General features: G+C 54.3%; 29 protein-coding genes. 3 read left to right on the forward strand and 26 right to left on the reverse strand.

All coding sequences use genetic code 11. The annotated features are described in order from the left end of the window. Positions 1 to 28 precede the first annotated feature (28 nt). The 8 genes from B212_RS0115610 to hemE all read right to left on the reverse strand — a co-directional run bounded on the left by B212_RS0115610 (position 29) and on the right by hemE (position 7,957). A complete protein-coding gene (locus tag B212_RS0115610; protein WP_019911846.1) occupies positions 29 to 640 on the reverse strand; it encodes a TetR/AcrR family transcriptional regulator in 612 nt (203 codons plus the stop codon). Positions 641 to 706: 66 nt separating this feature from the next. Then, positions 707 to 1,507, reverse strand: a complete 801-nt coding sequence (locus B212_RS0115615) for a DUF92 domain-containing protein (protein WP_028530866.1) — start codon at positions 1,505 to 1,507, stop codon at positions 707 to 709. 23 nt (positions 1,508 to 1,530) lie between these two features. Then, positions 1,531 to 2,154 carry a fumarylacetoacetate hydrolase family protein gene (locus B212_RS0115620; protein ID WP_019911849.1) on the reverse strand — a complete coding sequence of 208 codons (624 nt, stop codon included), beginning with the start codon at positions 2,152 to 2,154 and terminating at the stop codon, positions 1,531 to 1,533. Between the two features lie 39 nt (positions 2,155 to 2,193). After that, the gene (locus B212_RS0115625; protein WP_028530867.1) at positions 2,194 to 2,925 is read right to left on the reverse strand and encodes a glycerophosphodiester phosphodiesterase family protein; all 732 of its coding nucleotides are present in this window, start codon (positions 2,923 to 2,925) and stop codon (positions 2,194 to 2,196) included. A gap of 13 nt (positions 2,926 to 2,938) precedes the next feature. Beyond that, the gene (locus B212_RS0115630; RefSeq protein WP_019911852.1) at positions 2,939 to 4,333 is read right to left on the reverse strand and encodes a CapA family protein; all 1,395 of its coding nucleotides are present in this window, start codon (positions 4,331 to 4,333) and stop codon (positions 2,939 to 2,941) included. A 134-nt stretch (positions 4,334 to 4,467) separates the two neighbouring features. Further along, positions 4,468 to 5,946 carry a protoporphyrinogen oxidase gene (gene hemG / locus B212_RS0115635; RefSeq protein WP_019911853.1) on the reverse strand — a complete coding sequence of 493 codons (1,479 nt, stop codon included), beginning with the start codon at positions 5,944 to 5,946 and terminating at the stop codon, positions 4,468 to 4,470. Continuing rightward, on the reverse strand, positions 5,943 to 6,899 hold the full coding sequence (gene hemH / locus B212_RS0115640; RefSeq protein WP_028530868.1) for a ferrochelatase: 957 nt from the start codon (positions 6,897 to 6,899) through the stop codon (positions 5,943 to 5,945). Before hemH ends, hemG begins: the two co-directional genes overlap by 4 nt. Before the next feature lie 5 nt (positions 6,900 to 6,904). Then, positions 6,905 to 7,957, reverse strand: a complete 1,053-nt coding sequence (gene hemE, locus B212_RS0115645; RefSeq protein ID WP_019911855.1) for a uroporphyrinogen decarboxylase — start codon at positions 7,955 to 7,957, stop codon at positions 6,905 to 6,907. 227 nt (positions 7,958 to 8,184) lie between these two features. On the opposite strand from hemE, the gene B212_RS0115650 reads away from it, so the two are divergent. Further along, a complete protein-coding gene (locus tag B212_RS0115650; RefSeq protein WP_019911856.1) occupies positions 8,185 to 9,402 on the forward strand; it encodes an MFS transporter in 1,218 nt (405 codons plus the stop codon). Positions 9,403 to 9,411: 9 nt separating this feature from the next. Here B212_RS0115650 and B212_RS0115655 read toward each other — a convergent pair whose 3' ends face one another. Further along, positions 9,412 to 10,041 (reverse strand): O-methyltransferase, encoded by a 630-nt coding sequence (locus B212_RS0115655; protein ID WP_019911857.1) that lies wholly within the window; start codon positions 10,039 to 10,041, stop codon positions 9,412 to 9,414. 184 nt (positions 10,042 to 10,225) lie between these two features. Here B212_RS0115655 and B212_RS0115660 point away from each other — a divergent pair, with 184 nt between their 5' ends. Next, positions 10,226 to 11,365 (forward strand): THUMP domain-containing class I SAM-dependent RNA methyltransferase, encoded by a 1,140-nt coding sequence (locus B212_RS0115660; RefSeq protein ID WP_019911859.1) that lies wholly within the window; start codon positions 10,226 to 10,228, stop codon positions 11,363 to 11,365. A gap of 84 nt (positions 11,366 to 11,449) precedes the next feature. Here the strand turns inward: B212_RS0115660 and B212_RS0115665 are convergent, their stop codons facing one another. The 10 genes from B212_RS0115665 to B212_RS0115710 form a co-directional block, all read right to left on the reverse strand. Beyond that, positions 11,450 to 12,274, reverse strand: a complete 825-nt coding sequence (locus tag B212_RS0115665) for an aldo/keto reductase (RefSeq protein WP_019911860.1) — start codon at positions 12,272 to 12,274, stop codon at positions 11,450 to 11,452. 158 nt (positions 12,275 to 12,432) lie between these two features. Continuing rightward, positions 12,433 to 12,672: a DUF1450 domain-containing protein gene (locus B212_RS0115670; protein WP_019911861.1), complete on the reverse strand. Its 240-nt coding sequence runs from the start codon at positions 12,670 to 12,672 to the stop codon at positions 12,433 to 12,435. A 41-nt stretch (positions 12,673 to 12,713) separates the two neighbouring features. After that, complete coding sequence (locus B212_RS0115675; protein WP_019911862.1) at positions 12,714 to 13,016, reverse strand: HesB/IscA family protein; 303 nt, start codon at positions 13,014 to 13,016, stop codon at positions 12,714 to 12,716. 125 nt (positions 13,017 to 13,141) lie between these two features. Next, complete coding sequence (locus B212_RS0115680) at positions 13,142 to 13,393, reverse strand: hypothetical protein (protein ID WP_019911863.1); 252 nt, start codon at positions 13,391 to 13,393, stop codon at positions 13,142 to 13,144. Positions 13,394 to 13,517: 124 nt separating this feature from the next. Next, positions 13,518 to 14,726, reverse strand: coding sequence for a M14 family metallopeptidase (locus B212_RS0115685; RefSeq protein ID WP_019911864.1), 1,209 nt, complete (start codon positions 14,724 to 14,726; stop codon positions 13,518 to 13,520). A gap of 253 nt (positions 14,727 to 14,979) precedes the next feature. After that, entirely contained in the window at positions 14,980 to 15,786 is an 807-nt protein-coding gene (gene racE / locus B212_RS0115690; RefSeq protein WP_028530869.1) for a glutamate racemase, read from the reverse strand. Between the two features lie 225 nt (positions 15,787 to 16,011). Beyond that, complete coding sequence (locus B212_RS33185; RefSeq protein WP_084673297.1) at positions 16,012 to 16,488, reverse strand: YtxH domain-containing protein; 477 nt, start codon at positions 16,486 to 16,488, stop codon at positions 16,012 to 16,014. Between the two features lie 98 nt (positions 16,489 to 16,586). After that, on the reverse strand, positions 16,587 to 17,252 hold the full coding sequence (locus tag B212_RS0115700) for a helix-turn-helix transcriptional regulator (RefSeq protein ID WP_019911869.1): 666 nt from the start codon (positions 17,250 to 17,252) through the stop codon (positions 16,587 to 16,589). A gap of 54 nt (positions 17,253 to 17,306) precedes the next feature. After that, positions 17,307 to 17,747 carry a DUF86 domain-containing protein gene (locus tag B212_RS0115705; RefSeq protein WP_019911870.1) on the reverse strand — a complete coding sequence of 147 codons (441 nt, stop codon included), beginning with the start codon at positions 17,745 to 17,747 and terminating at the stop codon, positions 17,307 to 17,309. A 56-nt stretch (positions 17,748 to 17,803) separates the two neighbouring features. Next, a complete protein-coding gene (locus tag B212_RS0115710; protein WP_019911872.1) occupies positions 17,804 to 18,091 on the reverse strand; it encodes a Dabb family protein in 288 nt (95 codons plus the stop codon). A 198-nt stretch (positions 18,092 to 18,289) separates the two neighbouring features. Here B212_RS0115710 and B212_RS0115715 point away from each other — a divergent pair, with 198 nt between their 5' ends. Next, on the forward strand, positions 18,290 to 18,874 hold the full coding sequence (locus tag B212_RS0115715) for a helix-turn-helix domain-containing protein (RefSeq protein ID WP_019911874.1): 585 nt from the start codon (positions 18,290 to 18,292) through the stop codon (positions 18,872 to 18,874). A 102-nt stretch (positions 18,875 to 18,976) separates the two neighbouring features. Here the strand turns inward: B212_RS0115715 and B212_RS0115720 are convergent, their stop codons facing one another. The 7 genes from B212_RS0115720 to B212_RS0115750 all read right to left on the reverse strand — a co-directional run bounded on the left by B212_RS0115720 (position 18,977) and on the right by B212_RS0115750 (position 24,854). Further along, complete coding sequence (locus B212_RS0115720; RefSeq protein WP_019911876.1) at positions 18,977 to 19,600, reverse strand: class I SAM-dependent methyltransferase; 624 nt, start codon at positions 19,598 to 19,600, stop codon at positions 18,977 to 18,979. A gap of 260 nt (positions 19,601 to 19,860) precedes the next feature. Next, positions 19,861 to 20,631, reverse strand: a complete 771-nt coding sequence (locus B212_RS0115725; RefSeq protein WP_019911877.1) for a GNAT family N-acetyltransferase — start codon at positions 20,629 to 20,631, stop codon at positions 19,861 to 19,863. 157 nt (positions 20,632 to 20,788) lie between these two features. Beyond that, positions 20,789 to 21,058: a 30S ribosomal protein S14 gene (rpsN, locus tag B212_RS0115730; RefSeq protein WP_019911878.1), complete on the reverse strand. Its 270-nt coding sequence runs from the start codon at positions 21,056 to 21,058 to the stop codon at positions 20,789 to 20,791. A gap of 39 nt (positions 21,059 to 21,097) precedes the next feature. After that, complete coding sequence (locus B212_RS0115735) at positions 21,098 to 22,129, reverse strand: metal ABC transporter substrate-binding protein (protein ID WP_019911879.1); 1,032 nt, start codon at positions 22,127 to 22,129, stop codon at positions 21,098 to 21,100. Positions 22,130 to 22,165: 36 nt separating this feature from the next. After that, positions 22,166 to 22,987 carry a metal ABC transporter permease gene (locus B212_RS31565; protein WP_036668214.1) on the reverse strand — a complete coding sequence of 274 codons (822 nt, stop codon included), beginning with the start codon at positions 22,985 to 22,987 and terminating at the stop codon, positions 22,166 to 22,168. After that, positions 22,933 to 23,640 (reverse strand): metal ABC transporter ATP-binding protein, encoded by a 708-nt coding sequence (locus B212_RS0115745; protein WP_019911881.1) that lies wholly within the window; start codon positions 23,638 to 23,640, stop codon positions 22,933 to 22,935. The genes B212_RS31565 and B212_RS0115745 overlap by 55 nt, the downstream gene beginning before the upstream one ends. A gap of 5 nt (positions 23,641 to 23,645) precedes the next feature. Continuing rightward, a complete protein-coding gene (locus tag B212_RS0115750) occupies positions 23,646 to 24,854 on the reverse strand; it encodes a GTP-binding protein (RefSeq protein ID WP_019911882.1) in 1,209 nt (402 codons plus the stop codon). Positions 24,855 to 24,875 lie beyond the last annotated feature (21 nt).

Here is a 24,875-nt window from a genome sequence, read left to right on the forward strand (position 1 = left end):
TTGCCTTATATTTTGAAACCGGATTCTGTTACGGCTTACGATCCTCCGGTTGATCTCCCAGTACCACGTTCAGGCTGCCGATTGCCCCCCCGATAAAAAGGCCTGCGGCAAATTTCGTCCGTTTGTGCGCATCCTCCTCCTTAAAGGAGGGATCGAACAGAATGTCCATCTTGAGCCGGTCCAGCATGCCAATGTACGACTGCGCCATCAGTTCCGGCTCGAACGCTCCGCCCTCCAGCAGCACCTTCACCACGGCCTGCATGTACTCTTCCATAAACAGCGCCATATAGGCCACCAGCTCAGGGTTGTTGTTCGGTGCCCGAAAAAAAAGCTTCGTATGCTGCTTGCGCTCATAATAATAGAAAAGATGATGCTCCGCAATCACCCACAGCTTCTCTGTCAGGCTGCCGCAAGCAAGCAGCTTGCCCTCAAGCTGCTGAAGGAAACCTTCACAGTCGCGGCGTGTAACAGCCATGAACAAATCTTCTTTATTCTTGAAATATAAGTACACCGTGCCTTTGGCAATGCCCGCACGTTCCGCCACTTCCGACATCTTCGTTTCGTAGAAGCCCCCTGAACCGAAGAGCTCATAGGCAGCATCCAGTATGGCTGTATGCTTGTGTATGGATGCACCGCTCACCGGTTCACCTCCTCAAAAGTTGCGAGTCTAAATTTACTATGCATTAACAACCTGGCGGCTGATCCGTCAAATGCTGCCGATCACCAGGGCCACTATGCCCCCGAAGATTGAACTGGCCGCATTCACCGCGTCATTGTCCATCCAGCGCCAGCCCCGTGCGTACACGGTAGGCTGCCCGCAATGCCGCGAGGCCTCCACCTCGCGGCCGCACACCGTGCAGCGGTTCATCCGCTGCACGGTTGCCCCCAGACCCGAGTCGGCGAACGCGCCGGCGAGACCGCCCAGAAGTCCTGCCAGCGTAAGCAGCAGGAAGGAGTGGTCCGGCATGCCCGAGGCTGCCCGCAGCAGCCAGGAGGCAGCGCCGATCAGGGCGCCGCCTCCTGCTGCGGCCAGGGTTCCCGGCAGCGAGACGCCACCGGAGGTGCCGGTTGGCAGTCTCCGCCCTGTCAGCACAGAGCGGGGCGGCTTCTTGGCGAGCGTGCCGATTTCTGTAGCCCACGTATCCGAGGTTACAGTAGCCATAACACCGATGAACAGATAGCCCCATATCTCCAGAGGATAAATGGCGTTCAGCAGCACCAGCAGCATGCCCAGGCCGCCGTTGGCGAAGACCTGGCCTGCGTCCCGGCGTCCAGTTTTGTCATAAGTGGCTTCCAGCTCCGCCTTGTTCTCATGATGAAGCTTCGAGAGCAGGCTGGAGGAAATGAAGAACAGCAGCAGAATGCCGAACCAAAAAGCATTCCCTGCTCCGAAATAGATCGTTCCCATCACTACCGCCGCCAGCATGCCGGAGAAGCTGAGCGACCGCTTATAATAAGCAGCTCCCGCTACCAGCAGAGCACCGCAGAAGCCGATCCCCCATTGCAATACTTCAATTACCGCCGGCATCGCTAACCGATCAGGCAGGTACCCAGCAGGGTATCGCCCCAGTAGAGCTCAAACGAATCACCAGACACGACAGGTCCTACTCCGGCAGGCGTACCGGTATAAATGATATCATCTTTGCCGAGTCCATAGCGTGAGGCAATGAAATCCACAATGTTTTGCAGCGAAAAAATCATATTCTTTACATTACCGCGCTGCACCTCTACGCCATTCTTGCGCACAGTGAAGTCCGTGGCTTCCAGTTCCTCCGTTTCGGGAAATGCAATGTATGGAGTCAGCGGGGCTGCGTTTTTGAACCCTTTTGCAGGTGTCCAAGGCAGGCCTTTCTTCTGCAGATCATTATGCACATCACGCAGGGTGAAATCGAGGCCGAGCGCCATCACATCCACAAGCTCCTGCACGCTCATTCCAGGCACGTAGTCCCGCGCAATCCGCAGAACAATCTCACCTTCATAATGAATAAGCCCGGCATCCTTGGGGAGCTGAATGACCGCCTTATCAAGGGGAACTGCCGCATGGGACGGCTTCAGAAAGATCAGCGGCTCCACCGGCACCTTGTTGCCCAGCTCCTCGGCATGTTGTCTATAGTTGCGTCCAACGCAGTAAATATTGTTAACATCAGCACACATTCGTTCTTCAGCTCTCTTTCCCGCTCTTATAGAGTTCATTTAGACTTCCAGAAACGTATCGCCCCAGATATCCGGACGGTTGGTACAAATCATTATATCCGAAGACATCTCCGCCAAACGGCGCATTTCCTTGGCTTTGTTCACCGTCCAGGCCATAATCTTCACCCCGCGCCCGGCTAGCAGCTTCACCAGCCCCGGATTCAGCCGGTCGTAGCTGATGGACAACAAGGAGCAGTCCAGCTCCTCCAGCTTCCCCGCCGGGTCACCGGATCTGGAATCGTAGATCAGTCCAGTCTGAAAGCCGGGGTCCAGATTTTTGCTCTGCTTCAGTGCCCCGGCATCAAATGAGGTCAGCACGACCTGATCGCGCATGCCGGCCGAATGGACAAGATCAATAACCGCCTTCTCCAGGCCGGGATACATCTCTCCGCTTGTCTTCAGTTCAATGTTCAAGTGCAGCCTGCCGGAGGCCAGCGCAAGCACCTCATCCAGTGAAGGAACGCGTTCTCCGCGAAAAGCACGCCCTTTCCAGCTTCCCGCATCAAGACGGCGGATGCTCTCGTAATCCATCTCCTTCACCTTGCCGTGCCCGTTAGTCGTCCGGTCCAGCGTGAAATCATGGATCACTACGGGCACGCCATCCCTCGTAAGCTGCACATCAATCTCGATCCAGCGGACAAACGGCAGAGCCATTGCCATGCGGACCGCAGCGAGCGTATTCTCCGGGGCTTTACCGGAAAATCCGCGATGGGCCACACACATATTCTTCATCATATGAGCACCTCTATCCGCCGGCTTGAACGACGCTGCCGTCATTGCCGATCTTCACCCGACCCGAGGACAGCGTTTCAACCTTATGCAGCAAAAGCTGTCCGTCCACCTCATTCATCGGCACCGGCTGGCCCAGCTCGGCATCCATCGGATTCAGCTTCAGCGAGCACTGGCCTGTAATATTGCATTCTGCCTGAAATATAGCAGTTTCCCAGGTAGATTTAACAGAGGAACGCGTAAAAATAAAATTCCCTGTGCTGTAAGCGATCCACTTGCCCTTGTATGGCTCTATTCCCTGCAGCACATGCGGATGTCCGCCCATAACCAGATCTGCTCCCGCATCAATAAAGCTGTGACCCAGCGCCTGCTGTGTCTTATCATACTGCTCCATGCGCTCTTTGCCCCAATGCACCACGACTACCACCAGGTCGGCTTGTTTCTTGGCTGCGGCGATGGCCTTCAATGCTTCTGCACTGTCATACACCGAGGCAACTCCCGGCTTGTTCGTTCCGGCCATCCAGTCACTGCGGGGCATCACACGCGTGAAGCCCAGCAGGGCAATTCGGATACCCTGGCGTTCAAAATACTTGGCAGTGTATGCTTCTGCGGCATTCGCGCCGCCCCCTACATAGGGAATACCCCGGCCGCTCAGATGGCTAAGAGTATCCAGCAGCCCCTCTTCCCCTTGATCAAGGGTATGATTGTTAGCCAGATTAACCGCGTCTACGCCCGCTGCCTTCAATGAATCCAGCGCCTTCGGCGCTCCCTTGAACACAAACTGCTTATTTGCGGCGCCGACACCGCCGGTGGTAATCGGCGTCTCCAAATTGAGAATGGTAAGATCATCCTGCTTGAACAGCCCGTTCAGAGCGGCGTAGGAATAATCGTAGCCCTTCTTCTCCAGCAGCTCCCCGACCTTACCTGAAAAGATAACATCCCCGGCAAAATTAAGCTTAACCGTCTTACCGGCGGCGTTCTTCGGCAGTCCGGAAACAAGACCGGCAGTTGCCCTCCCGCCCGCGGCTGCATCATCCGCAGGGACCCTGCTGGCTACCGGTGCCTCTGAAGCGCTAACCTCCCCCGGGGATGGGGATGGTGAAAGCTCCGGAGAAGGCTCCGAAGTTTGCTCTGGCGAAGGCTCCGGCGCCAGGGTTGCCGCAGCTTCAGGCTGAGCGGTGGTAGTGGCGGATGGCCCAGCCGCCCCGTTATCCGGTGTAGACGAGCTTACCGCTTCCGCGGCTGGCGGCTGCAGTTCGCCGCTTCTACCGTTATCGCTGATAAAGTAATAAGCTAGGAGAGCAGAAATCAATAATAGCAGACTTACATTCAACCATATCCAGGCCGTTCTGCGCCTTTGTCTGCTTCTGCGCTTCTGCTTTTGTCTGGAACGTGATCGCGGCGGATACATGGTACACGCAAATCTCCTTTACCCGTAAATTGTTTCTATTATAGCATAAGTCGGACTCCCTCCTCCAAATAGACAGAGCCCAGCCTTCAAAAAGAAAACGGTGAAGCGCCCCCCTCTCCGCTTCACCGTTAATTCTATTCCGGCACCGCCGCTGGCTCCTGCTGCCTGAGGCTGCCCGCCGCGCTCTCCGCCGTCAGCTTGGCATGCTTGATGCAGTCCGGCATGCCGATTCCGTCGTAGCCGGCTCCGAAGGCATACACCCCCGGCAGCTTGCGGGCAAGTTCGCTGCGCAGTCCGGCAATATTGGCCGGATGGCCTACCGGATATTGCGGCATGGAATGCTTCAGCCGGGTAATCTCCGTAAACAACGGATCGGCAGTGATGTCCATAATCTCCTTCAGATCCTTGTGCACCAGACCCGCCAGCGCTTCATCTGGAAGCCCGACGTTCTGTTCATCCCCTGAACGCCCGACATAGCAGCGCAGCAGCACCCTGTCGTCGGGGCTTGTATGCAGCCACTTGGTAGACGTCCAGGTACAAGCTGTAATATTGCGGCCTTCTTTGCGCGGGACCAGGAAACCTGAACCGTCATATTCCGTAACAATGTCCTTCTTGGCAAAGGCCATAACCACATTGGCCACCGATACATAGTTCACAGCGTCCAGCGCCGACACATCCACATGGGGACGAAGCAGCCCGGCTGCGGCATAATTCTGTACGGTGACGTACACATCGTCCGCCTGCAGCCGTTCTCCGTCATCCAGCTCCACTTCATAGCGAGGGGAAGCACCACCCGCCGAAGCCGCTGTGCCAGCTCCGGCACCGCTCAGCAGATGTAACGACTTCACACCCGTTCCGGTCCGCTGCTCCACATCATGCAAATCGTGGATCAGCGCCTGAACGAGACTCTGCAAGCCTTTACGGAAGGTCAGAAAGGCGCTCTTTTTGGTGCCGGTGTGTGTTTCAGCCGGCTTGCGCCCCGCAGTCATCCCGCGGATCAGGCTTCCATATTTGCGCTCCACCTCTCCGAACTGCGGGAAAGTGGCCTGAAGGCTAATCTTGCGCATGTCGCCGGCATAAATGCCAGCCAGCAGCGGCTCGGTCATATTCTCCAGCACTTCGGTACCAAGGCGGCGTTCGATCAGCTCACCCAGCGATTCATCCTCAGTACTGCGGCGCGGCGGAATCACGAAATCCATCATTGCCCGCAGCTTACCGCCGAATGTAATCAGTCCGCTCTTCAGAAACGGCTTCAGCTCCGTGGGAATGCCCAGCACAAGGCCGGCCGGCATCGGATGCAGCTTCCCCCGCTGCAGTATGTACGTCTTCTTGGCATTCGGGTTGGTAGTCACCAGCTCCTGATCAATCCCCAGCTCTTTGGCCAGGTCGCTCATTTCCGTTTTCCGGGCTAGAAAAGAATCTGGACCCTTCTCAATCACAAAGCCCTCACGGTGCAGCGTCTCAATCTTGCCCCCAAGTAACTTATCCTTCTCTACCAGAACAATATCCGGCTGAATTCCGGCTTCCCGGTAATATTTGCGGACATAAAAAGCGGCGCTGAGGCCGCTGAGGCCTCCGCCGATTATCACTACCTTACGGGCTCTGCCGGTCATGACTGGCTCACCTTCAGCTCTTTTGCCGCAGTTTGCACCACATCGCTGAGCACCGACATATAGGCCGGATCGCTGTTGAGGGAATCAATCCGCAGCAGCCGCAGATCCAGTTCAGAGGCCAGTGCCTGGGCTTCTATGTCGAGGTCGTACAGCACCTCCAAATGGTCTGACACGAAGCCGATTGGAGCTGACAGGACATATTTCACCTGTGCCTCACTAAGCTCACGGAGCGTCTCAAGGATGTCGGGACCGAGCCACGGCTGGGCTGTGCGGCCCGCGCTCTGCCAGGTGAATTGCCAGGAGGTTACTCCCGCCTGCTTGGCAATGGCTTCAGAGGTTGCCAGGAGCTGATCACGGTACGGATCACCCATGGCTAGAATCCGCTCAGGCAGGCTGTGCGCGCTGAACAGCACCCGAACCTCCCCGCGCTTCGCCCCCGTTTCCTCAAAGAGGTCCAGCTTCGCTGCCACTCTGCGGCTAAGCACATCTATCAGCTCAGGGTGCAGGTGATAGCTCTCCACGAATGTCATTTCTATTCCGCTGGCTGCAGCTTTTTCCTGTGCCCGTTTGATATAAGTGCCCACACTCATTACGGAATAGTGCGGCGCTAACACAATACCGACAGCTTTGGTAATGCCATCCTGCAGCATGGCCTCTACACCATCTTCAATAAAAGGGCGGGCATGCTTCAGTCCCTGGTAGCAGACATACTCCACATTCTCTGCGTTATGGCCGCTGTTCAGCGCGTTCTGCAATGCTGCTACTTGACGGTCCGTGTTCTCCCGCAGCGGAAAAACTCCGCCGACGATAGCCTCATAACGATCCTTCAGCTCCTTAAGCTGCTCTGCGGAAGGCGGATTGCCGCGGCGGATATGGGTGTAGTAGGCCTCTACGCCCTCCAGACTTTCAGGCGTGCCGTACGACATCACCAGTACACCAATTTTTGTAGTCACGGTTTTCATTCCTTTCTGTTCTTAAGGGCTGCGTTCGAATAATCATGTATATACTCCGTCAGCTCTCTTAGCGTGTCCAGTGAAGCCTCAGGAAATAATCCATGCCCCAAATTAAATATGTAGCCCGGCTCCTGAATGCCTTCATCAATCAGCTCTTTGGCCCGTTCCTTCAGCAGCTCCATCGGTGCTGTCAGCAGATAAGGATCAAGATTGCCCTGAATGGCAAAGGCTCCGCCAGTCCGGCGTCTGCCTTCACTGAGGCTCACACGCCAGTCAAGGCCAATGACATCAGCCTGAAGCTTCGTGAGGCTTGGCAGCAGTTCCCCCGAGCTTACACCGGGAAAATAGATCTTCGGCACATCAAGATCGGAAAGTCCGGCAAAAATACGGGAAATGGTCGGCAGCACATATTGTTCGAAATCACGGGGGGCCAGCGCACCGACCCAGCTATCGAACAGTTGGAAGGCTTTGCCGCCGCTAACGACATGGCTGCGCAGATAGGCGATGACCATATCACCGAGCTTTTCCATCAGCTTGTGCCAGACCTGGGGCTGGCTGTACATCAGTTCCTTGGTGCGGTGATAGCTCTTCGAAGGCCGGCCTTCAATCAGATAGCTGGCAATCGTAAAAGGCGCACCGGCAAATGTAATCAGCGGCACGTCAAGCTCCCTGTCAAGAATTGCAATCGTCTTCAGAATGTGGCTTAGGTCGCCTTCAACATCAATTGGCTTCAGTCTGTCCACATCGGCTGCGGTGCGGATCGGATTCTCGATAACCGGTCCGATGTTCTTGACGATATCAAACTTGACCCCAAGAGAAGCCACCGGGTTCATGATGTCGGAGTACAGGATAGCTGCATCTACCCCCAGCTTGCGGACAGGCATTAGTGTAACCTCCGCCGCAAGCTCCGGCTGCGCACAGATTTCCAGCAGCGAGTATTTTTCCTTGATTTTACGGTATTCGGGATCGTAACGACCAGCTTGCCGCATGTACCATACGGGAATATGCTCCGTGTCTTGCTTCTTGCATGCGCGGATAAAAGTGTCATTGTAGGCCATGATAAGATCTCCATTAGATTTAATAGTTAATTAAGTAAACGCTTATCACTTATTATGCTCTTTTTAAAAGTTCGGAACAACCGCCGTACCATCAAGGGAATGACAATCCAATGACATTACTATGACAAGTGTTGCAGTGATTGACTTGAAATATATGATATACTGATAGAATGTCTTTTTTTGCGAGTCTATAATCATTTATTCTCTTGAAAGGAAGTGAAAGCACTTTGAAGAATTGGGAGACCTGGAAAATCAACCTCATTGTGCTTTGGTTCGGCCAATTTCTGGTCAACGCCGGAATGACTATGATTACCCCATTCTTGTCTTTATATCTGGCCAAAGACCTGGGAGTCCAAGGCAATTCGCTCGGGATATGGGCCGGACTTATTTTTGCCGCGAACTTTATGACCTCATTTCTGTTTCAGCCGCTGTGGGGCAAGCTGGCCGACAAATACGGGCGCAAAATCATGCTGCTGCGCTCCAGCTTCGGCATGGCGCTGGTCATTGTGATGATGGGCTTCGCACAGACGCCTATGCAGCTTCTGCTGCTCCGGCTGCTTAACGGAACAATCTCCGGCTTCAATCCGGCCTCCATCGCGCTCGTCTCCGGCAACACGCCAAAGGAGCGCATGGGTTTTGCCATGGGACTGATGCAGTCCGGTTCTGTTGCCGGAACCATTCTTGGACCGCTGATCGGCGGAGCGATGGCTGACTGGATCGGGTACCGCCCGATCTTTTATATCGTGGGTGCGCTCCTGTTCGCCGCCTCCCTGCTGGCGCTGTTCCTGGTCAAGGAGAAGTTCGACCGTACCCAGGCCGCCAAGGTGCCGCAGGTTTCTGTAATGGAAGGCTTCAAGGAGCTGGCCAAAGTCCAGCAGCTTCCGGCATTGTTCGGGGTAACATTCCTCCTGCAGTTTGCCATGATCAGCCCAATGACCCTGCTTCCGCTGTATGTAGAAAAGCTGCACGGCTCAGCGGCAGACATCGCCTTCTGGGCCGGGGTAGTCAGCGCCGTTACCGGCATCTCCAACATGCTGGCTTCGCCGCTGCTGGGCAAGCTTAGCGACAAGGTCGGCGCTCACCGCATCTTGACCTACGCGCTGGTCGGCGCTGCCGTATTCATCATTCCCCAAGCTTTTGTAACCAGTGTCTGGCAGCTCATCGCCGTCCGCTTTCTGATGGGGGTCTTCATGGGAGGTCTGCTCCCTAGCGTCAACGCTTTGATCCGCTCCTATACCCCTGACGGCAAAGAAAGCCGCGCTTTTGGCTTCAACAGCAGCATGCTGGCTCTTGGGAACATGCTGGGAGCGATTACTGGCGGCTTTTTGGCGGGATACATCGGAATTGAAGGATTGTTCCTGATTTCGGGCGGTTTCCTGCTGGTCAATACGGTCTGGGTGCGGCTGAAGCTGTACAAAGGTACTGCGCCGCGTTTATTCCGGTAGCGGCGATGCTTACTTAACAATAGCAAGCGCCAGGCCGTCGTAGGCGGGCAGCAGCGTAGTCATGAGCCGCTCATCACGGGCAATCATTTCATTGAAGCGGCGCATGGCTTGGACAGCCGGTCCATTCTTCTCCAGGCTCAGTGTGCGTCCGCGCAGAAATATATTATCCCCGGCGATAATCGCTCCCGGAGAGGCTAGTCTGATCGCATACTCGAGATAATTCGGATAATTCTCCTTGTCGGCGTCGATAAAAAAGAAATCAAACCGCCGGCCCTCCGCCTCCAGCAGCTTCAGGCTGTCCAGCGCAGGGCCGAGCTTGTATTCCACAGCTTCACCGAAGCCGGCCTGCTGCAGATGGCGCTCTGCAAGCTCCGCATACTCAGCCTTCAGCTCAAGCGACGTCAGCCGCCCGCCGGACGCAAGTCCGCGGCACAGGCAAATTCCGCTGTATCCGCCAAGGGCTCCGATCTCCAGAATGGAGGCCGAGCGGGACATGCTGACCAGCATCGTCAGCAGCCGCCCATAGCCCGGCGCAATGGAAACCTCCGGCATGCGGTTGTCGGTAATTGCTTGTTTGACCTTAAGAAGCATCTCGTCCTCTGTATATAGCTGTTCACTGTATTCTTCCTGATTAGGCATAGGTATTCTCCTTTGATTATTAGTGGCATTGTGCTGTGTCCCGCATTCCCCTATACTTGAAAAGACAAGCCGCCGTCAAAGCGGGGCTAGGTTAGTCATACAAGTTAGTCATACTAGAATTGCTGCTTCACTTATTGTACTGGCTTTTCATATTTACCTACAAGTTAAACGGAGTTGAGAGCATTTGGGCAAATTACAATTGATCGCCACCGCCCCGATGGGGCTGGAGGCAATCGTAGCACGTGAATTAAACGAATTGGGTTATGAGACCACGGTCGAGAACGGGCGGGTATTGTTCAGCGGAGATTACATCGACATCTGCCGCTGCAATTTATGGCTGCGCACCTCTGACCGGGTATTGGTGAAGATGGGCCAGTTCCCGGCCAGAACCTTCGACGAGCTGTTCGAAGGCGTCAAAGCCATCGACTGGCAGGACTGGATTCCCGGGAACGGGGAATTCCCCGTGGAAGGACGGTCGCATAAATCCCAGCTTACCAGCGTACCCGCCTGCCAAGGGATTGTCAAGAAAGCCATTGTTGAAAAGCTGAAGCTTTCGCACCAGACGGAATGGTTCCCGGAGAACGGGCCCCGCTATGTTGTAGAAGTCATTCTTTTGAATGATACCGCCTTGATTACATTGGATACCACCGGACCGGCGCTGCACAAACGCGGTTACCGCCGCCAGGCAACGGAAGCGCCGCTGAAGGAAACGATGGCCGCTGCGCTGATTCAGATCAGCCGCTGGAACGGCCACCGTCCGCTGTTCGATCCCTGCTGCGGTTCCGGCACGCTGCTTATTGAAGCGGCGATGATCGCCTGGAATATCGCGCCGGGCCTGCGGCGCTCGTTCCCGTCAGAGCATTGGCCCGTAATTCCGAAGCGCCTCTGGGAAGAAGCACGCGAGGAAGCCTTCGACGCCGTGCGCGACGACTACCCGCTGCAGCTTACCGGCACCGACATCGACCCTGCCGCGATTGAAATCGCTGAAGCCAACGCCAAGAGCGCCGGACTTTCCGGTGAGATCACCTTTCAGACCATCGCTGCCGCCAAAGCCAGACCGCAAGGGGATTACGGCTGCATCATCACAAATCCGCCTTACGGAGAGCGGATCAGCAGCGACAAGGAAGTGGAGAAGCTCACCCGCCAATTCGGCGAAATGATGCTGTACCTGCCGACCTGGTCCTTTTTCGCCATCAGCCCGTATAAGGAATTCGAGCAATTCTACGGACGCAAGGCGGACAAACGGCGGAAGCTGTACAACGGACGGATAGAGTGCCAGTACTATCAGTACCTCGGGCCGCTGCCTCCGCGCAATCCGCAATAAACCAATAGCCTTAAGCCCCACAGTTGCTGTGAGTGCTTAAGGCTATTTTTGTACATACACTTGTTAATGAAATTTGAGCGCGAACTAGAACAACACCTTGTCCGGATGGGAGCCAACGCGTTCTCCGGCATCGAGTCCGCTTATCGCCGCAAGCTCCTCCGCCGACAGCTCGAAATCGAAGATTTCGCTGTTTTCCTTGATCCGCGATGCAGTTACCGATTTCGGAATAATCACGATCTCATTTTGCAGTCCCCACCGTAAAACTACCTGCGATACCGTCTTGCCGTATTTTGCCGCAATCCCCTGCAGCCGTTCATTATCCTGCAATCTGCCCTTCATCAGCGGAGCCCAGGCTTCAATCTGAATCCCCCGGCTGGCGCAGTATTCATGCAGCTCTCTCTGGATAAACCGCGGATGCAGCTCCACCTGATTCACAGCGGGTACAATTTCACTGTCCTTAAGCAATTCCTCCAGGTGATGGATCTGAAAGTTGCTGACCCCAATAGCCCGGGTGCGGCCTTCGGCATACAGACGCTCCAGCGCACGCCAAGTATCTTTATATTTGTCTACGCCCGGCCAATGGATCAAGTACAGATCAATAATGTCCAGACCCATCTTCTTGCAACTGACATCAAATGCTTTCAAGGTCTCATCGTAGCCCTGATCCGTATTCCATACCTTGGTCGTTACGAACAAGCTGTCCCGTGGGACGCCGCTGGCGGCAATCGAGCTTCCAACCTCATTTTCGTTGCCATACACCGCTGCGGTATCAATACTCCGGTATCCCAGCTCAAGCGCAGTCGTTACGGCTTTGGCGACCTCTTCGCCCTCTGCCTTATAGGTGCCCAGTCCAAAACGCGGCATGACAATCCCGTTATTCAAAATCGTTCCATCAGCAATATGCTTCATTGGCTCCATTCCCTCCTATGTAGGTCTCTAATTTTGACAACAGCTCTATTATAACATGCAGTTGCTGGAAGATGCGGACGTCCCCTCTAGGAGGCGGTTTTCAGCGTGCAAAAAGCCCCCGCAAACCCTTGCGGAGGCGATACTTCTCTAGGTTAGTATTATTCCTTGATGACCGGCTTTTTGACAAAAGCTTCGGCTTTCGCCAGCACTTCATCCTCAGTCGGAGCACTGACATACCGTCCATTTATATACACAAACGGCCGTTTGCCGCAAGGCCCGCAATAGGAGATGCACCCGGTCTTGATCTCGGCATCGGGCGCCATCTTGCGCAGCTTGGGCAGAATACTCTTCATCTTGATATGATTACATTCGTCGCAAATCCGTATATCGTTAGCCATGAAGCAACCCTTCTTTATGTCCGTAAAATATAGGCGAACGCTTAGTGATCGCCATGATTTCCTTTTGACGGATTAGTGATAACAAAACCTTCTTCCGGGAAGTACAGGTAATCAATCTTCACACCATCCAGCAGCGGCTGGTTCGGGTCAAGAATGACATCAATCTCTTTGTCTGTCGTAACCACGACATCATTCTCTTTAGGCGTGTCCAAATCCAGGCCGTAGTGGGCATGATCGCCGTGGGCATGCGTAATGGCTACGCGCAGCTTCAGCTCGCTGTTGCCTTCAAGCTCCATTGTTTTCTTTATCACTTTAGCCGCGTTGCGGGTAATTTTGACGTTCATCCTTATCCATCTCCCAGGCATCTATAGTTTAAATACTCAATAATTCATTTTAAGGAAATGAGCCTGCAAAAGCAACTATATTACTGAAATAGATGCTGCAGCCGCGCTAAAGATTCTCTAAATATTCATCTTCCGGCTCTCAGCGCCGGGTATTTACGGTCCATCCGTGATACGAACCAGCCCGTCAGCAGCATCGTCACGCCAATATCGTCAATCGGCAGAAAAGGCATAACATCGGGCAGCACCCAATAGAGCAGCACCGGAACCGTGAACAGCAGCTTGTCCGTTAGCGCAACTTCGGGCGATATGACATACTGCCAGGAATTGCGGAAAAGCCGGGACCACATCTTCAGTGACAGCAGTTTTCTCAGTTTCATTAACAGCCCTCCCAAAGTGTTGTGAAGATTTGAAAAGGGTACAGCCGCTGAGAACTTCTAGATGAAAACTGCGGCCATACCCTTTGCTGTTATATTACGCAAATTTGCAGGTATTGTTTCATTTTTAATTGAAATTTGAAAGAATAGCCGCCAAAATAAGACCGGTCTCCAGCGCCACATCCCCAAAATCAGCCAGCGGCAGCGGATTTTTGCCGCTGCCCAGCTCCACGGTGAAGCCGGGCTTGCGGAAACGCTGTATGAACCAATCCTTGTACCCGGCATCGCTGCCGGTCAGCTCCACCGGCCGGTAGCCGCTTGCCGCCGCCAGCCTGACTGCAAGCGCCTTGCTCTCCGGCGGCTCATACCCCCGGTAATTCCAGTAAATCTCGCCTCCCTGGCTATGGAGGGATACGGCAGCATCGCCGGGAATCTCTTCCGCCAGCCTAACAAGCGCTGCCGCTTCCGGCTCGCTGAGCGGCGCAGGCCCGCTGAAATCGCGCGGCCCAGGCTCCCGCACACTCCGCCGGGCCCGCTCCTCTTCCCAGTGGGCGGGGAACTGATCCCCCAGATCCACACCCCGGATGTTGGCCTTCCAGTGCCGGAAACTGCGCCGGCCGTGGTTCCATTTCATCAGCTCATTGTAACAGGGATGCCCGGTCAGTATTCCTTCCTGTACCAGCTCCACCCCATCGGGGTTGGCCATCGGGACTACCCATATCGTCCAGCGGCTATACCACGCTTCGGGATGATGGCCGTTCCATTCCTTGCCTTCGGCATAAGCCGCAGCATATTTCTCTACAAAGGACATCAGACAAGGCGATGTCAGCCATTCATTGGCATGCAGCGCAGCATTCACATGGAGATGGCGGGAACCATTGCCGATCCGCAGCAAATGAAGCGGCTTGCCGAGCACACTGGTGCCGATGCTGTCCTTGTGGATAAAAGGAAATTGGTCCGTTAATTTTGTGATATCCTCCTCAACCTCATTAGGCCCGTATTCACCGCGCAGGTGCACCACTGAATGGGACATGGCTGGAGGAATAACCAGCACTTTGCCCGGAGCGCACCAATGTGCCGAGGTTACGCCGGGATTCAGCCGCTCAAGCTCACCTATCTCCACGCCGAACAGGGCGGAGATCAGCTCCGCATTGTCGCCCTCCTGCACAGCATAACGTTTGCGCGGAGCGGATGGCAGGAACAGAATTTGTCCCGGATACAAGTAAGGCTGCCCCCCTGCCCAAGGGTTTCCTTGAATAACATGCTCAGGCGTCAGTCCGGCTTTTGCGGCAATCCGGCTGACGGTGTCTCCCCTGCGGGCAATATACTGCTGCATATGTCTCATCCTCTCGGCCTCAAAGTACGCCGTCATCCACTGCCGTCAGCCGGACATTTCCGCGAAGACAACCGGACACAGCCCTCTGGTCTTATTGTATGCAACCCCTTCTGTCCACCATGAAAGAATTGAGCCGGCCCGCTGCCGCACAATACTAAAAGGCCGGGGTATTGCTGCCCCGGCCTTATTTTGCAGTTCTAACGCCTCCTGAATCAGGAGGTTTGTCCCTATTCAATTCACTCCGAGCCATGCTTTATAATGACGATACCTGCCACACTACGGGCGTACGCTTGATCTGCTCTCCGAGCCAGTCCCGGGCGATCCGCTGGAACATCTCCGCATCTCCGCTGCAGAAGAATTGGTGGATTGGACTTTCATCTCCGCTCGCCAGCTTGCCTTTGTCATACAGAATTGTGCTGATTTCCCGCGCGGTTTCATCCGCCGAGCTGATCAGCTTGACTCCAGGCCCCATCACTTTCCCTATCGGTTCAACCAGGAAGGGATAATGGGTACAGCCGAGGATCAAGGTATCTATCGGCTCATATTTGATGCCGTTGAGAGACTCCGCTACTGCAATATGGCTCTCCTCTGTACGGAACAGGCCTTGCTCAACATATGGAACAAGCGCCGGACAAGCCTGGCTGACAACCTGAACAAACGGGGAAAGCTGCTTGAGCGCAGTCGTATAAGCCCCGCTATTAACCGTGCCTATCGTGCCTATGACGCCTACCTGACCGGTTTTGGTGGCCGTGATGGCCGCACGTGCTCCGGGATGAATCACACCGATGACGGGAATGGATACTTTGGCTGAAATATAATCGAGAGCGGCCGCTGTTGCTGTGTTGCAGGCAATAACGATCATTTTAGGATTGAATTGAATTAAATAGTCCACGATTTGTTCGGTGAACAGTTTCACTTCCTCTGTCGAACGGGGGCCGTACGGTGCCCTTGCTGTGTCTCCGAAATAAATGATTTTTTCCCGAGGGAGCTGCCTCATTACTTCCTTGACAACCGTCAATCCCCCTACACCTGAGTCTAGTATTGCTATAGCTTGCTGCACGAACACACCGCTTCCTTCTACTTGTTTTGTGTAGCTTATGTAAGGCCAAAACAAAATGTACCGGGATTTGAGCCCCAATTGCAGATAATACTCCATTTGCCGCAACAGTTCAAGCAGCGGGGCTCTTTCCTGCCAAGAGCCGCCTTCCGCAAGAAATGCGAAAAGCGGCTCCCGCCGGAAAACCTTATAAGTGCAAGTAGCTCCAGGAAAATAGCATCTGCAGGCCTAAAGAGTACCGCTGCCGCCTTTGTCATTCTGCGTGTCATCTTCTACAATGGCTTCCACGTCGGCTGCAGTGTCAGTTTCAGCAGCCGCTTCAGCTTCAGCCACAGCATCAGCTTCGGCCTCCGCTCCGGCTTCATCCAACTCCGCAGCTTCAAGAGCAGCACCTGCTACAGCAGCAATTGCACTGATCGTTACCAGTTCTTCTGCATCGGAGGAAGTGTAGTGCTTCCCCCATTCCTTAACTTCGGTGACAACAGATCCCACCGCGTCCTTGGCTTTGCCATACAGCTCTGTGGTTTTCTCGCCGGTTGCGCTGGCAATTTCCTGCACTTTATCAACGGCAACCGAGGTGCCTTCCGCAATATCCTTGCGCAGCTCCTTACCGGGCTTCGGGGCAAACAGCAGTGCTGTCACCGAACCGACCACACTGCCAACCAGTGCGCCCCACAGCAAGCTTTTGGTATCCTTTTTCATCATCCATCTCTCCTTTAAGTTCATTGAATCTCTGCCCGGCCACCCGGGCTATCGCCTAGTTCTGCTATATCATAAGCAATGGGAGCCTGACCTGTGACTGATTAAAGGTTCATTTCTGAAGTTTTGTCTTTCCTTCGGGGAGTAATGGCGTACCGGCAGCATTGGCCGCCTTCTGCCATGCACTCCGTCCGTGTCACTCTGGCATCAAGCAGTTCCTCAAATAAATGCTGCTCACATTGACATGCCTTACGATACTGGGAAGCCACCTGGCGGATGGGACAGTTATACTCGCGAAGCATATAAGAGCCGTCCTCTTCTTGACTCCATTCCGCCATATAGCCCCCGGAATTCTGAATGGAGGACAGCTCGGCCACCCGTTCTTCCAGATTGCGGTGCTCCATCATCGGGGCATACTGGGCAAGCATCCGTTTTCTCCGGCCTTCAAACAGCACGTTGACAGCCTCCAGGCCGCTGCCATGATCAAGCTCGCGCAACAGCTCCAGCGCCAGATTATGATAGCTTTTCGGAAAATGGTCTTCTGCACGGTCAGTCAGTGAATAGACATGCAGCGGGCGCCCCATGGCCTGACGGACGACCTTGGTTTTGGCCAGCGACTCCTGCTCCAGTTGCAGCACGTGGCGGCGGACGCCCATTTCGGTAATCCCCAGCTCCTCCGCGAGCGCGCCGATCGTCAGCGGCCCTTTCATCTTCAGCAGCGTCATAATCATGCGCCTTGTTGATCCGCTTTCCTGACCCTTCTTCATCATCAAGGACCTCCTCTCTTACACGGCTGACGCCTATTTCATTGTCAACAAAATAGATTATTGCGGAGCTTCTGCACCCAGCTCCTGCTCCAAATAGCTGTGCACCTCTGCGGCGAACTGCTCCAGCGCCCCGGGAAGCTCAAGTGTGAGCGGATGCAGCAGGCTGCGCTCCCAGGCATAATAGTCCTGCACGAGCGGCTTGCGGAGAGCGACAAGCTCTGTCAGCAGCCCATAGAGCCCGCTGCCGCTAAAAACCTTCTCTTCATGGATTATAGAAATAATATCCTCATAGCTTCCGGCATCGCGCATAATGAACCCGTCAATCAGACAACTGCCTACGTCGGTAACGACCTCTATCGCCAAATGCAGGCAGCGTTCCTGCACCAGTCCCATTAATGTGCTTCCATCCCACGCGGCTGCCGCCTGGCGGAGCCCGGCATTAATATCCGGAATCTGCCCCAGGATACTTTCGATTTGCTTCCGGTTGACATAATACACAACTGACCCTCCAAGAAAATAGCATTATTTCCCGCGTTTGCCGCGGCGTTTCAGCTCTAGATTTCGTAATCTACAGCAATCGAAAGCTCCTTGACCTCATTGATATGGGTGATGACTTCCTTATGCGCCGGGTGTACCTGATAGGCCTGCAGATCATCCATTGAAGCTACCACCGTCACCAGAGCAATATCAAAAGAGCGCTCGGAATGAATGATGTCAGCGCCAACCTCGATGGAGATGAGCTGCGGAATCTTGCCTTCCATGTTCCGGAGCACCGCCACTGTAGCCGCCACCTGCTCCGGGGAACCGTCCTTTAATTTAAAGAATACAATGTGCTTGATCATCTATATCGCTCCCTGCTCCTGAATAATGTAAATTGATTACTAAAAATATATCATACCCGCACCACTTCTGAAAGAAACTTAAGCTTCGGGGAGGCTCCATGCATTTCATCTGGACGAACGTATTATCAAAATGTTAAAGTCATATAAAGCTAAACCAGAACATTTGCCACATTATCAATTCTGTAAATCGGAGGAATTATGCCTAAGAATCAGCAAGAGCCACACAAAATCCAGGCCTGGTCTCTGATCAACCGCAAATATCTTGGACAAGGCGTACGGGTCAAAAGATTCCGCAAGCCGAAGCGAAGCCAGATCCGCAACCGCGTGCTGCTTGCCATCCTGATGGCTAAGGATATGAAGCTGTCACGGCTTGCAGAAGAGCTCTCCGTATCTTCACGCAGCGTAAGCGCTTGGGTGTACGAAGGCCGCATTCCTTCCAGAACCAATCTGGAAAAGGTATGCCGAATTCTTGGCTATCCGCCCCACATCTTGTTCAATGAGGCTCTCCTGCGGCAAAGTCCGATTGTATGCCAGCCGACGCCCTCACGTTTCATGAAAAGAACGAATGCGCATTCTCCGGATAGCAATGTTATTCTAACCGGTCTATGTATGGTTTACGATTTCTCTGTAACTGATGTCAGCATCTGGATAGGTGTCCATCCCGGAACCTTCCGCAAATGGCTGCACCAATGCCATCTGCCGACACTCGCCTTGCAGGAGAAGGCCGAGAATTTCTTCCACATTCCGCGGCATATCCTGTTCGCCGATTGTGAACTGCGTTAACCAAAATCCTCAAGGTACATACGGTATTCGCGTGTGCCCCACTTAAGGCCCTTCTCTAATTGAGAGGGGCCTCTTGAGGGCCACCGGCCTGACTCCCAATGATTATTTCTTGCGCGCGCGTATCTCTCTCAGTATGTATTTATGACTTTCTCCCTGCAAACTATGCAGAGTCTCCTCCCAGACCTCTGTCCCGATAATTTCGGTTCCGGCAAAATGAGTTCTCAAATCAGCATCGCTGAAAAAGTGGGCGTATTTCCCTTCCTTATACTCATACGTTCCCTGCTCCAGTTGCCTTCCACAGCCGTTATTGGGGTCTTCATCCGAAAAGCTGGTGAAATAGAGCAGACCTCCGGGCCGAAGCTGTTCAAGGCTTGCAGTAATCAGACTACGACGCTCTTCCGCAAGAAACAAGTGAAGCACATCATAACAATAGACGGCATCCACCCGGAAGTCTAATTGACGTTCCAGTGCCGATCCTTCTGTGAACTGTGTCTTAGAGTCCCATTCTGCTGCCAGCTCCAGGGCTGCACCGCTTAGTTCTATGCCATAAGTCACAAAATCGGAAGAGAACACCTTCGTATTCCGGCCATACCCCGCACCCGGAACCAGGACAGACTGCACTCCCTGTTCAACAAACCATTCTCTCGCCCGCAGGGCCGTAGGACTAGGCTGATCCCCCCAGATCATGCCTTCACGGGCAAATCTGTCACTCCAATATTCGGACATAAGACTCATTCCTTTCTATAATAAACTGAATTATAGATTGACCGAAACGGCTTTAGTCGTAACTGCGGGGAATGTTTGGACTTCCGGCCGCTGTTAGGTTTGGATTTCTCTGATTGGAACCGCTGATCGCGGTAGAAATCCAAACATTGCCTAATCATACGGCCAGCTTTCCTACGGAAAGCTCTCAGGCGGATGCTACCGCTCCGTAAGTATCCAAACTTCCCCTCCATTACTTGGACCCCTTTTATGATCTATTAAGTTCATCTCCTTATATGGTCTCCGCTTTTCACTCTATACCAATACTTATAAATCTCCTTGTAGCCCAGCTTATCATATAATGCGGAGGCTCCTCTGTTGGTCTGCACTACCTGTAGAAAGGACTGGGCCACACTCTGATCTTTGGCCCAGTGCAGCAGGGACAGCAGCATTTCCTCCGCCATTCCCTGCCGCCGGAACGCCGGAGCTGTGTATACATCATATAGACCGATATGACCATGCTGGATGACGCCCAGCCCACAGGCCGCAGGAATCCCCCTCTTCAGCAAAAGGGCATACCCCTGCTTCAAGCAGGCCGAGGACAGCATTCTGTGCAGCGTATCACGGTTAGCAGCGGACAGCCCGGATATTCCGGCAAATGCCGCCAGCCACTCCTCCGTCAGCTCCTCCCGGATCTGGACACTATACTGTCCGGGGACAGGCGGGAGCTCCTGCAAATCCAGAAGCCTGACCGATGAAGGCTCTACTATACTGTAGCCCTGCTCCGCCAGTATTCCGTCGAGATTAGCAGGCTGGATAAACGGAGTGATTTTGAATACAGGCTTCAGCCCGGCAGCTTCATAGTACTGCTCTGCGAGCAGTATTTTGTGTTTCACATCTAATGCGGTATGCTGTCCCTCGGGTCCGTATAGCGGACTCACTGAATTTGCGCGTTTGGTATACCCTGCGGCATAGCGCAGAATCCAGCCCTCCAAAAGCACACTTTGCTCAGCAGGCCAGGTATTCAGTGTGAGCTCTTCAATGAGCTTGTACAATAACATTCATCTCCTTCTCAAGCTTAGAGTCAATCTTGTCTACTATATTAGTTCACTCCGCAGGTTCAGGCAAAGACTAACTCCATAGCAAAAACGGCCAACCCTCTGCAGTTCAGAGAATCAGCCGTTTGTTTGGTGCCGCTTGCGGGGGCCGGGTCTACCAGCTCGCTTTCGTGATCCCGGGAATTTGCCCCTTGAGCGCCAGCTCGCGGAATACGATCCGTGAAACCTTGAATCTGCTTAAATAACCTCTTGGTCTGCCGGATACGGAGCATCTGTTCTTGAGACGAGTGGCCGAGGAATCGCGCGGGAGCTTCTGCAGAGCCAGATAATCCCCATTGGCCTTCAACGCGCGGCGTCTGTCTGCGTAAGCTGCAACCAGCTCCTGCCGCTTCAGCTCCTTGATAACCTTTGATTTTTTCGCCATATTAAGTATTCACCTCTTTCGATATAGGATAAGCAACTGCTATTCGTTCAAAGCTGTACGGAGTGCCTCCAGGTTCTGGCGCATAATGCCGATATAATCAAGATTGCTGCTGCGGTCCTTATCTGTCAGACCTTCGATTGGATTCAGAACCGCCGATTTCGCGCCAATTTCCTTGGCAATCGTGTCCGCGACGCTCGAAGATACCAGGGTTTCGAAAAAGATCGTCTTCACCTCGTGCGCCTTGGCGAATTTCACGATCTCTGCCATCTTGGCAGCAGAAGGCTCCTGCTCGGGAGAGAGGCCGGCAATCGGCACCTGAGTCAGGCCGTACTCCCGGGCCAGATAACCGAACGCCGCGTGCTGGGTAATGAAATCCTTCCGTTTCGTATCCTTCAGCCCCTCCTTGTAATCCTGGTTGAGCTGCTCAAGCTCCGCTACATAGGCATCACTGTTCGCCTTAAAAGCAGCGGCATGTCCGGGATCGGCGGCGGACAAAGCGGCTTCAATGGTGCGCACCTCTTTGACCGCAAGAGCAGGATCAAGCCAGACATGCGGGTCCAGGCCGCCGTGCTCATGCCCCTCTTCGGCATGCCCGCCTTCCTTATGCTCATGTTCATGATCGGCTTCTTCCTCTTCCGCGCCTTCCATAATATTCAGGCCCTTGCTGGCTTCCACGGCAACCAGCTTGCTCCCGGCAGCGCTGTCCAGCACCTGCTGCACCCAGCCTTCCATACCAGCACCGTTATAGACCAGCACATCAGCAGCGGAGATTCCAGCCATGTCCTGTGCTGTCGGCTCCCAATCATGCGGCTCAATCCCGGGCGGAATCAAGGTTTCCACATCGGCCAGATCCCCGACGATTTTGGAGGTAAATTCGTACATTGGATAAAAGCTTACCTTGATATCCAGTCTTGCTGCGGCTGGAGCGGCAGTTGGCTCCACTGTTGCGGCTGGAGCGCTGGCAGCGGCTCCTGTATTGGCCGCAGTATTGCTGTTATTGCTGCACCCGGCGGCTATAAGCATAGCGGTCAGGGACAGGGCGGCAAGGTGACGCATACGGAGTTGTATCATTATTGTTTTGCTCCTTTTATTCAAATAAACTATAGATTAAATGCGGCGGCGGTAATTGAACGCAGCCAGCTTCTGCACCGCGATGGCGATCAGCAGGAAGATCAGCAATATGAGGGCAATTGTGCCCCCGGGTGGCGTGTTGATGTAATATGAAGCGGTCAGCCCGCTAAATACCCCGATGAGGCCGACACCGACCGAAATCACTATTGCAGCGGTAAACCCGGAGGCAATCCGCAGAGCGATTGAAGCCGGCAGCACAATAAGTGCAGAAACCAGCAGTACGCCGACAACAGGCATTGCCGCAGCAACAGTCATGCCGGTCAGCACAGCAAATGAAAAGGACAACAGACCTGTATGCACACCGCCGATACGCGCCGTCTCCTCATCAAAGGTAAGGCTATAGAGCGGACGGCGAAACACTATGAAATAGATAAGACCGGCAGCAGCTACGGCAGCGATCAGCTTAAGCTGGGTATCGCTGACGGCGACGATGGAGCCGAACAGGTATGAGCTGAAGCTTTTGCTGAGGTTCATCTTCAGGCTCATCAGCACAACGGCAAGCGCCAGGCCGGAGGTCATAATAATCGCTACCGGAAGCTCACTGTATGTACGGTAGGAGCGCCGCAACTGCTCAATCACAACTCCTCCGGTCACCGCGACGGCAAAACCGCTGAGCGCCGGACTTAACTGCAATACCGAACCCAGCGCCACTCCGGCGAGTGACACATGGGACAAAGTATCGGCCATCAGCACCTGCCGGCGCAGCATCAGGTACACACCGAGCAGCGGACCGATGATCCCGATCAGGCCTCCGGCCCAAAACGCGCGCTGCATGAATTCGTAACCAAGCATTTCCAGCCCTCCTGCTCTTTCCGCTCCAGACTAATCACCGTATCCAGATAGGGCTTTGTCTCATCAAGACCATGTGTAACCATGATCACCGTCCGCCCGTGCTCGCTGACATAATGGCGCATCAGCTTATTGAAGCCGGTGCGGCTCCCGATATCCATGCCCGTTGCAGGCTCATCAAGAACCAGCACCTGCGGCTGCTGCGCCAGCGCCCGGGCGATGCAGATGCGCTGCTTCTGTCCGCCGGACAGCTCGCCGATCCTGCGGTTGCGGTATTCCCACATTTCTACCTGCCGCAGGCTTAACTCCACAAGCTCTTCCTGCTCCTTCGTGAAGCGTCCGAACCATCCCAGGCGCGAGTAGCAGCCGGAACGGACAAGCTCGATCACTTTGCTGGGAAAGCCGGCATTGAACGAAGACACCTGCTGCGGGACATAACCGATGCCCAGCTTCCCGCCGCCAGTGATCTCCCGGTTCAGGGAGACCGTTCCGCTCCACGGCTTGAGCAGGCCCAGCAATAGCTTGAGCAGTGTCGTTTTGGCTGCCCCGTTCGGGCCGGTGATCCCGATGAACTGCCCGGCTTCAATATCCAGAGAAAGGCGGTCAATGACCGGCTCATTGCCGTAACCGAACACCACATCCCGCATGGAGGACAGAATCATGACCGTCACTCCTGCGAAGCCGCCAGCAGCTCTTCCGCAGGCCACGGCAGCGGGTTATTGAAGGTATTCCAATCCTGCTTCATCTCTTCCTCTGTCAGCAGACATCTATCCAGTCTGGCCTCAATATCGGCCCGGCCCATGCCAATCCCGATGAATACGACCTCATTCATGCGGTCACCCCACTGTTCATCCCATCTCGCCTTGACATCAGGCTCGTTCTCCAGAACCTCAATCTGCTGTTCCCGCGGCAGCGTGGCGAGCCAATAGCCGGCGGGCCCGAACTGGATGGATGGCCCCGCCTGGCTTATCGTAGCGGCCAGATCGCCCCTTGCCGCCAGCCAGACCAGCCCTTTGGCCCGGACAACCTCCTCCGGCCAATTGCTGAAGAAGAAGCTCAACCGCTGCGGATGGAACGGCGTTCTCCGGCGGTAGACGAACGAGCCGATGCCGTATTCCTCCGTCTCCGGCGTGTGGTCCTCCTTGTTCAGCTCGGCAATCCAGCCGGAGGACATGCTTGTCTTCTCAAAATCGAACAGCCCGGTGTTCAGGATTTCCTTGGGATCGACGGCACCCTTCACCGTGCGGATGATCTTCGCGTTCGGCTGAAGTCTGCGCAGCACAACCTCAAGCTTGTTCAATTCCTTCTCTTCCACCAGATCGCATTTATTCAGCAGCAGCACATCGCAGGTTTCGATCTGATCTATGAGCAGATCGACGATATCGCGGAAATCATTGTCACCGGCCACCGTATTGCGGTCAAGCAGACTGTCGCCTGAAGCAAAATCATGCCAGAACCGGTTGGCATCGACTACAGTTACCATAGTGTCAAGTCTGGCCAGCTCAGTGAGATCAATGTCCAGCTCGGGATTCGCATAGGTAAATGTCTGCGCCACCGGAACAGGCTCGCTGATGCCGGAGGACTTAATGAGGATGTAGTCGAAGCGTCCCTCCAGCGCCAGCTTGTTCACCTCACGCAGCAAATCATCGCGCAATGTGCAGCAAATGCAGCCGTTTGACATTTCCACAAGCTTTTCCTCTGTCCGGGAAAGTGTATTGCCCGATTTGACTAATCCGGCATCAACATTGACCTCGCTCATATCGTTGACAATCACCGCCACCTTCAGGCCGTCGCGGTTGTGCAGAATGTGATTAAGCAGTGTGGTTTTGCCGGAGCCCAGATAACCGCTGAGCACTGTAACAGGAATTTGGTTCATAGGTTTGCTCCTTACGTGTTT

Origin of the sequence: Paenibacillus sp. HW567 (assembly GCF_000374185.1) — a bacterium.
In the GTDB taxonomy this organism is placed as follows: Bacteria; Bacillota; Bacilli; order Paenibacillales; family Paenibacillaceae; genus Paenibacillus_AQ.

Bases quoted from the DNA above. Each gene is read 5' to 3' on its own strand.
- B212_RS0115620 (WP_019911849.1), bottom strand. From the start codon at position 2,154: ATGTGTGCTGATGTTAACAATATTTACTGCGTTGGACGCAACTATAGA.
- B212_RS0115625 (WP_028530867.1), bottom strand. From the start codon at position 2,925: ATGAAGAATATGTGTGTGGCCCATCGCGGATTTTCCGGTAAAGCCCCG.
- B212_RS0115630 (WP_019911852.1), bottom strand. From the start codon at position 4,333: ATGTATCCGCCGCGATCACGTTCCAGACAAAAGCAGAAGCGCAGAAGC.
- hemG (WP_019911853.1), bottom strand. From the start codon at position 5,946: ATGACCGGCAGAGCCCGTAAGGTAGTGATAATCGGCGGAGGCCTCAGC.
- hemE (WP_019911855.1), bottom strand. From the start codon at position 7,957: ATGGCCTACAATGACACTTTTATCCGCGCATGCAAGAAGCAAGACACG.
- B212_RS0115655 (WP_019911857.1), bottom strand. From the start codon at position 10,041: ATGCCTAATCAGGAAGAATACAGTGAACAGCTATATACAGAGGACGAG.
- B212_RS0115665 (WP_019911860.1), bottom strand. From the start codon at position 12,274: ATGAAGCATATTGCTGATGGAACGATTTTGAATAACGGGATTGTCATG.
- B212_RS0115670 (WP_019911861.1), bottom strand. From the start codon at position 12,672: ATGGCTAACGATATACGGATTTGCGACGAATGTAATCATATCAAGATG.
- B212_RS0115675 (WP_019911862.1), bottom strand. From the start codon at position 13,016: ATGAACGTCAAAATTACCCGCAACGCGGCTAAAGTGATAAAGAAAACA.
- B212_RS0115680 (WP_019911863.1), bottom strand. From the start codon at position 13,393: ATGAAACTGAGAAAACTGCTGTCACTGAAGATGTGGTCCCGGCTTTTC.
- B212_RS0115685 (WP_019911864.1), bottom strand. From the start codon at position 14,726: ATGCAGCAGTATATTGCCCGCAGGGGAGACACCGTCAGCCGGATTGCC.
- B212_RS33185 (WP_084673297.1), bottom strand. From the start codon at position 16,488: ATGATGAAAAAGGATACCAAAAGCTTGCTGTGGGGCGCACTGGTTGGC.
- B212_RS0115700 (WP_019911869.1), bottom strand. From the start codon at position 17,252: ATGATGAAGAAGGGTCAGGAAAGCGGATCAACAAGGCGCATGATTATG.
- B212_RS0115710 (WP_019911872.1), bottom strand. From the start codon at position 18,091: ATGATCAAGCACATTGTATTCTTTAAATTAAAGGACGGTTCCCCGGAG.
- B212_RS0115715 (WP_019911874.1), top strand. From the start codon at position 18,290: ATGCCTAAGAATCAGCAAGAGCCACACAAAATCCAGGCCTGGTCTCTG.
- B212_RS0115720 (WP_019911876.1), bottom strand. From the start codon at position 19,600: ATGTCCGAATATTGGAGTGACAGATTTGCCCGTGAAGGCATGATCTGG.
- rpsN (WP_019911878.1), bottom strand. From the start codon at position 21,058: ATGGCGAAAAAATCAAAGGTTATCAAGGAGCTGAAGCGGCAGGAGCTG.
- B212_RS0115735 (WP_019911879.1), bottom strand. From the start codon at position 22,129: ATGATACAACTCCGTATGCGTCACCTTGCCGCCCTGTCCCTGACCGCT.
- B212_RS0115745 (WP_019911881.1), bottom strand. From the start codon at position 23,640: ATGATTCTGTCCTCCATGCGGGATGTGGTGTTCGGTTACGGCAATGAG.
- B212_RS0115750 (WP_019911882.1), bottom strand. From the start codon at position 24,854: ATGAACCAAATTCCTGTTACAGTGCTCAGCGGTTATCTGGGCTCCGGC.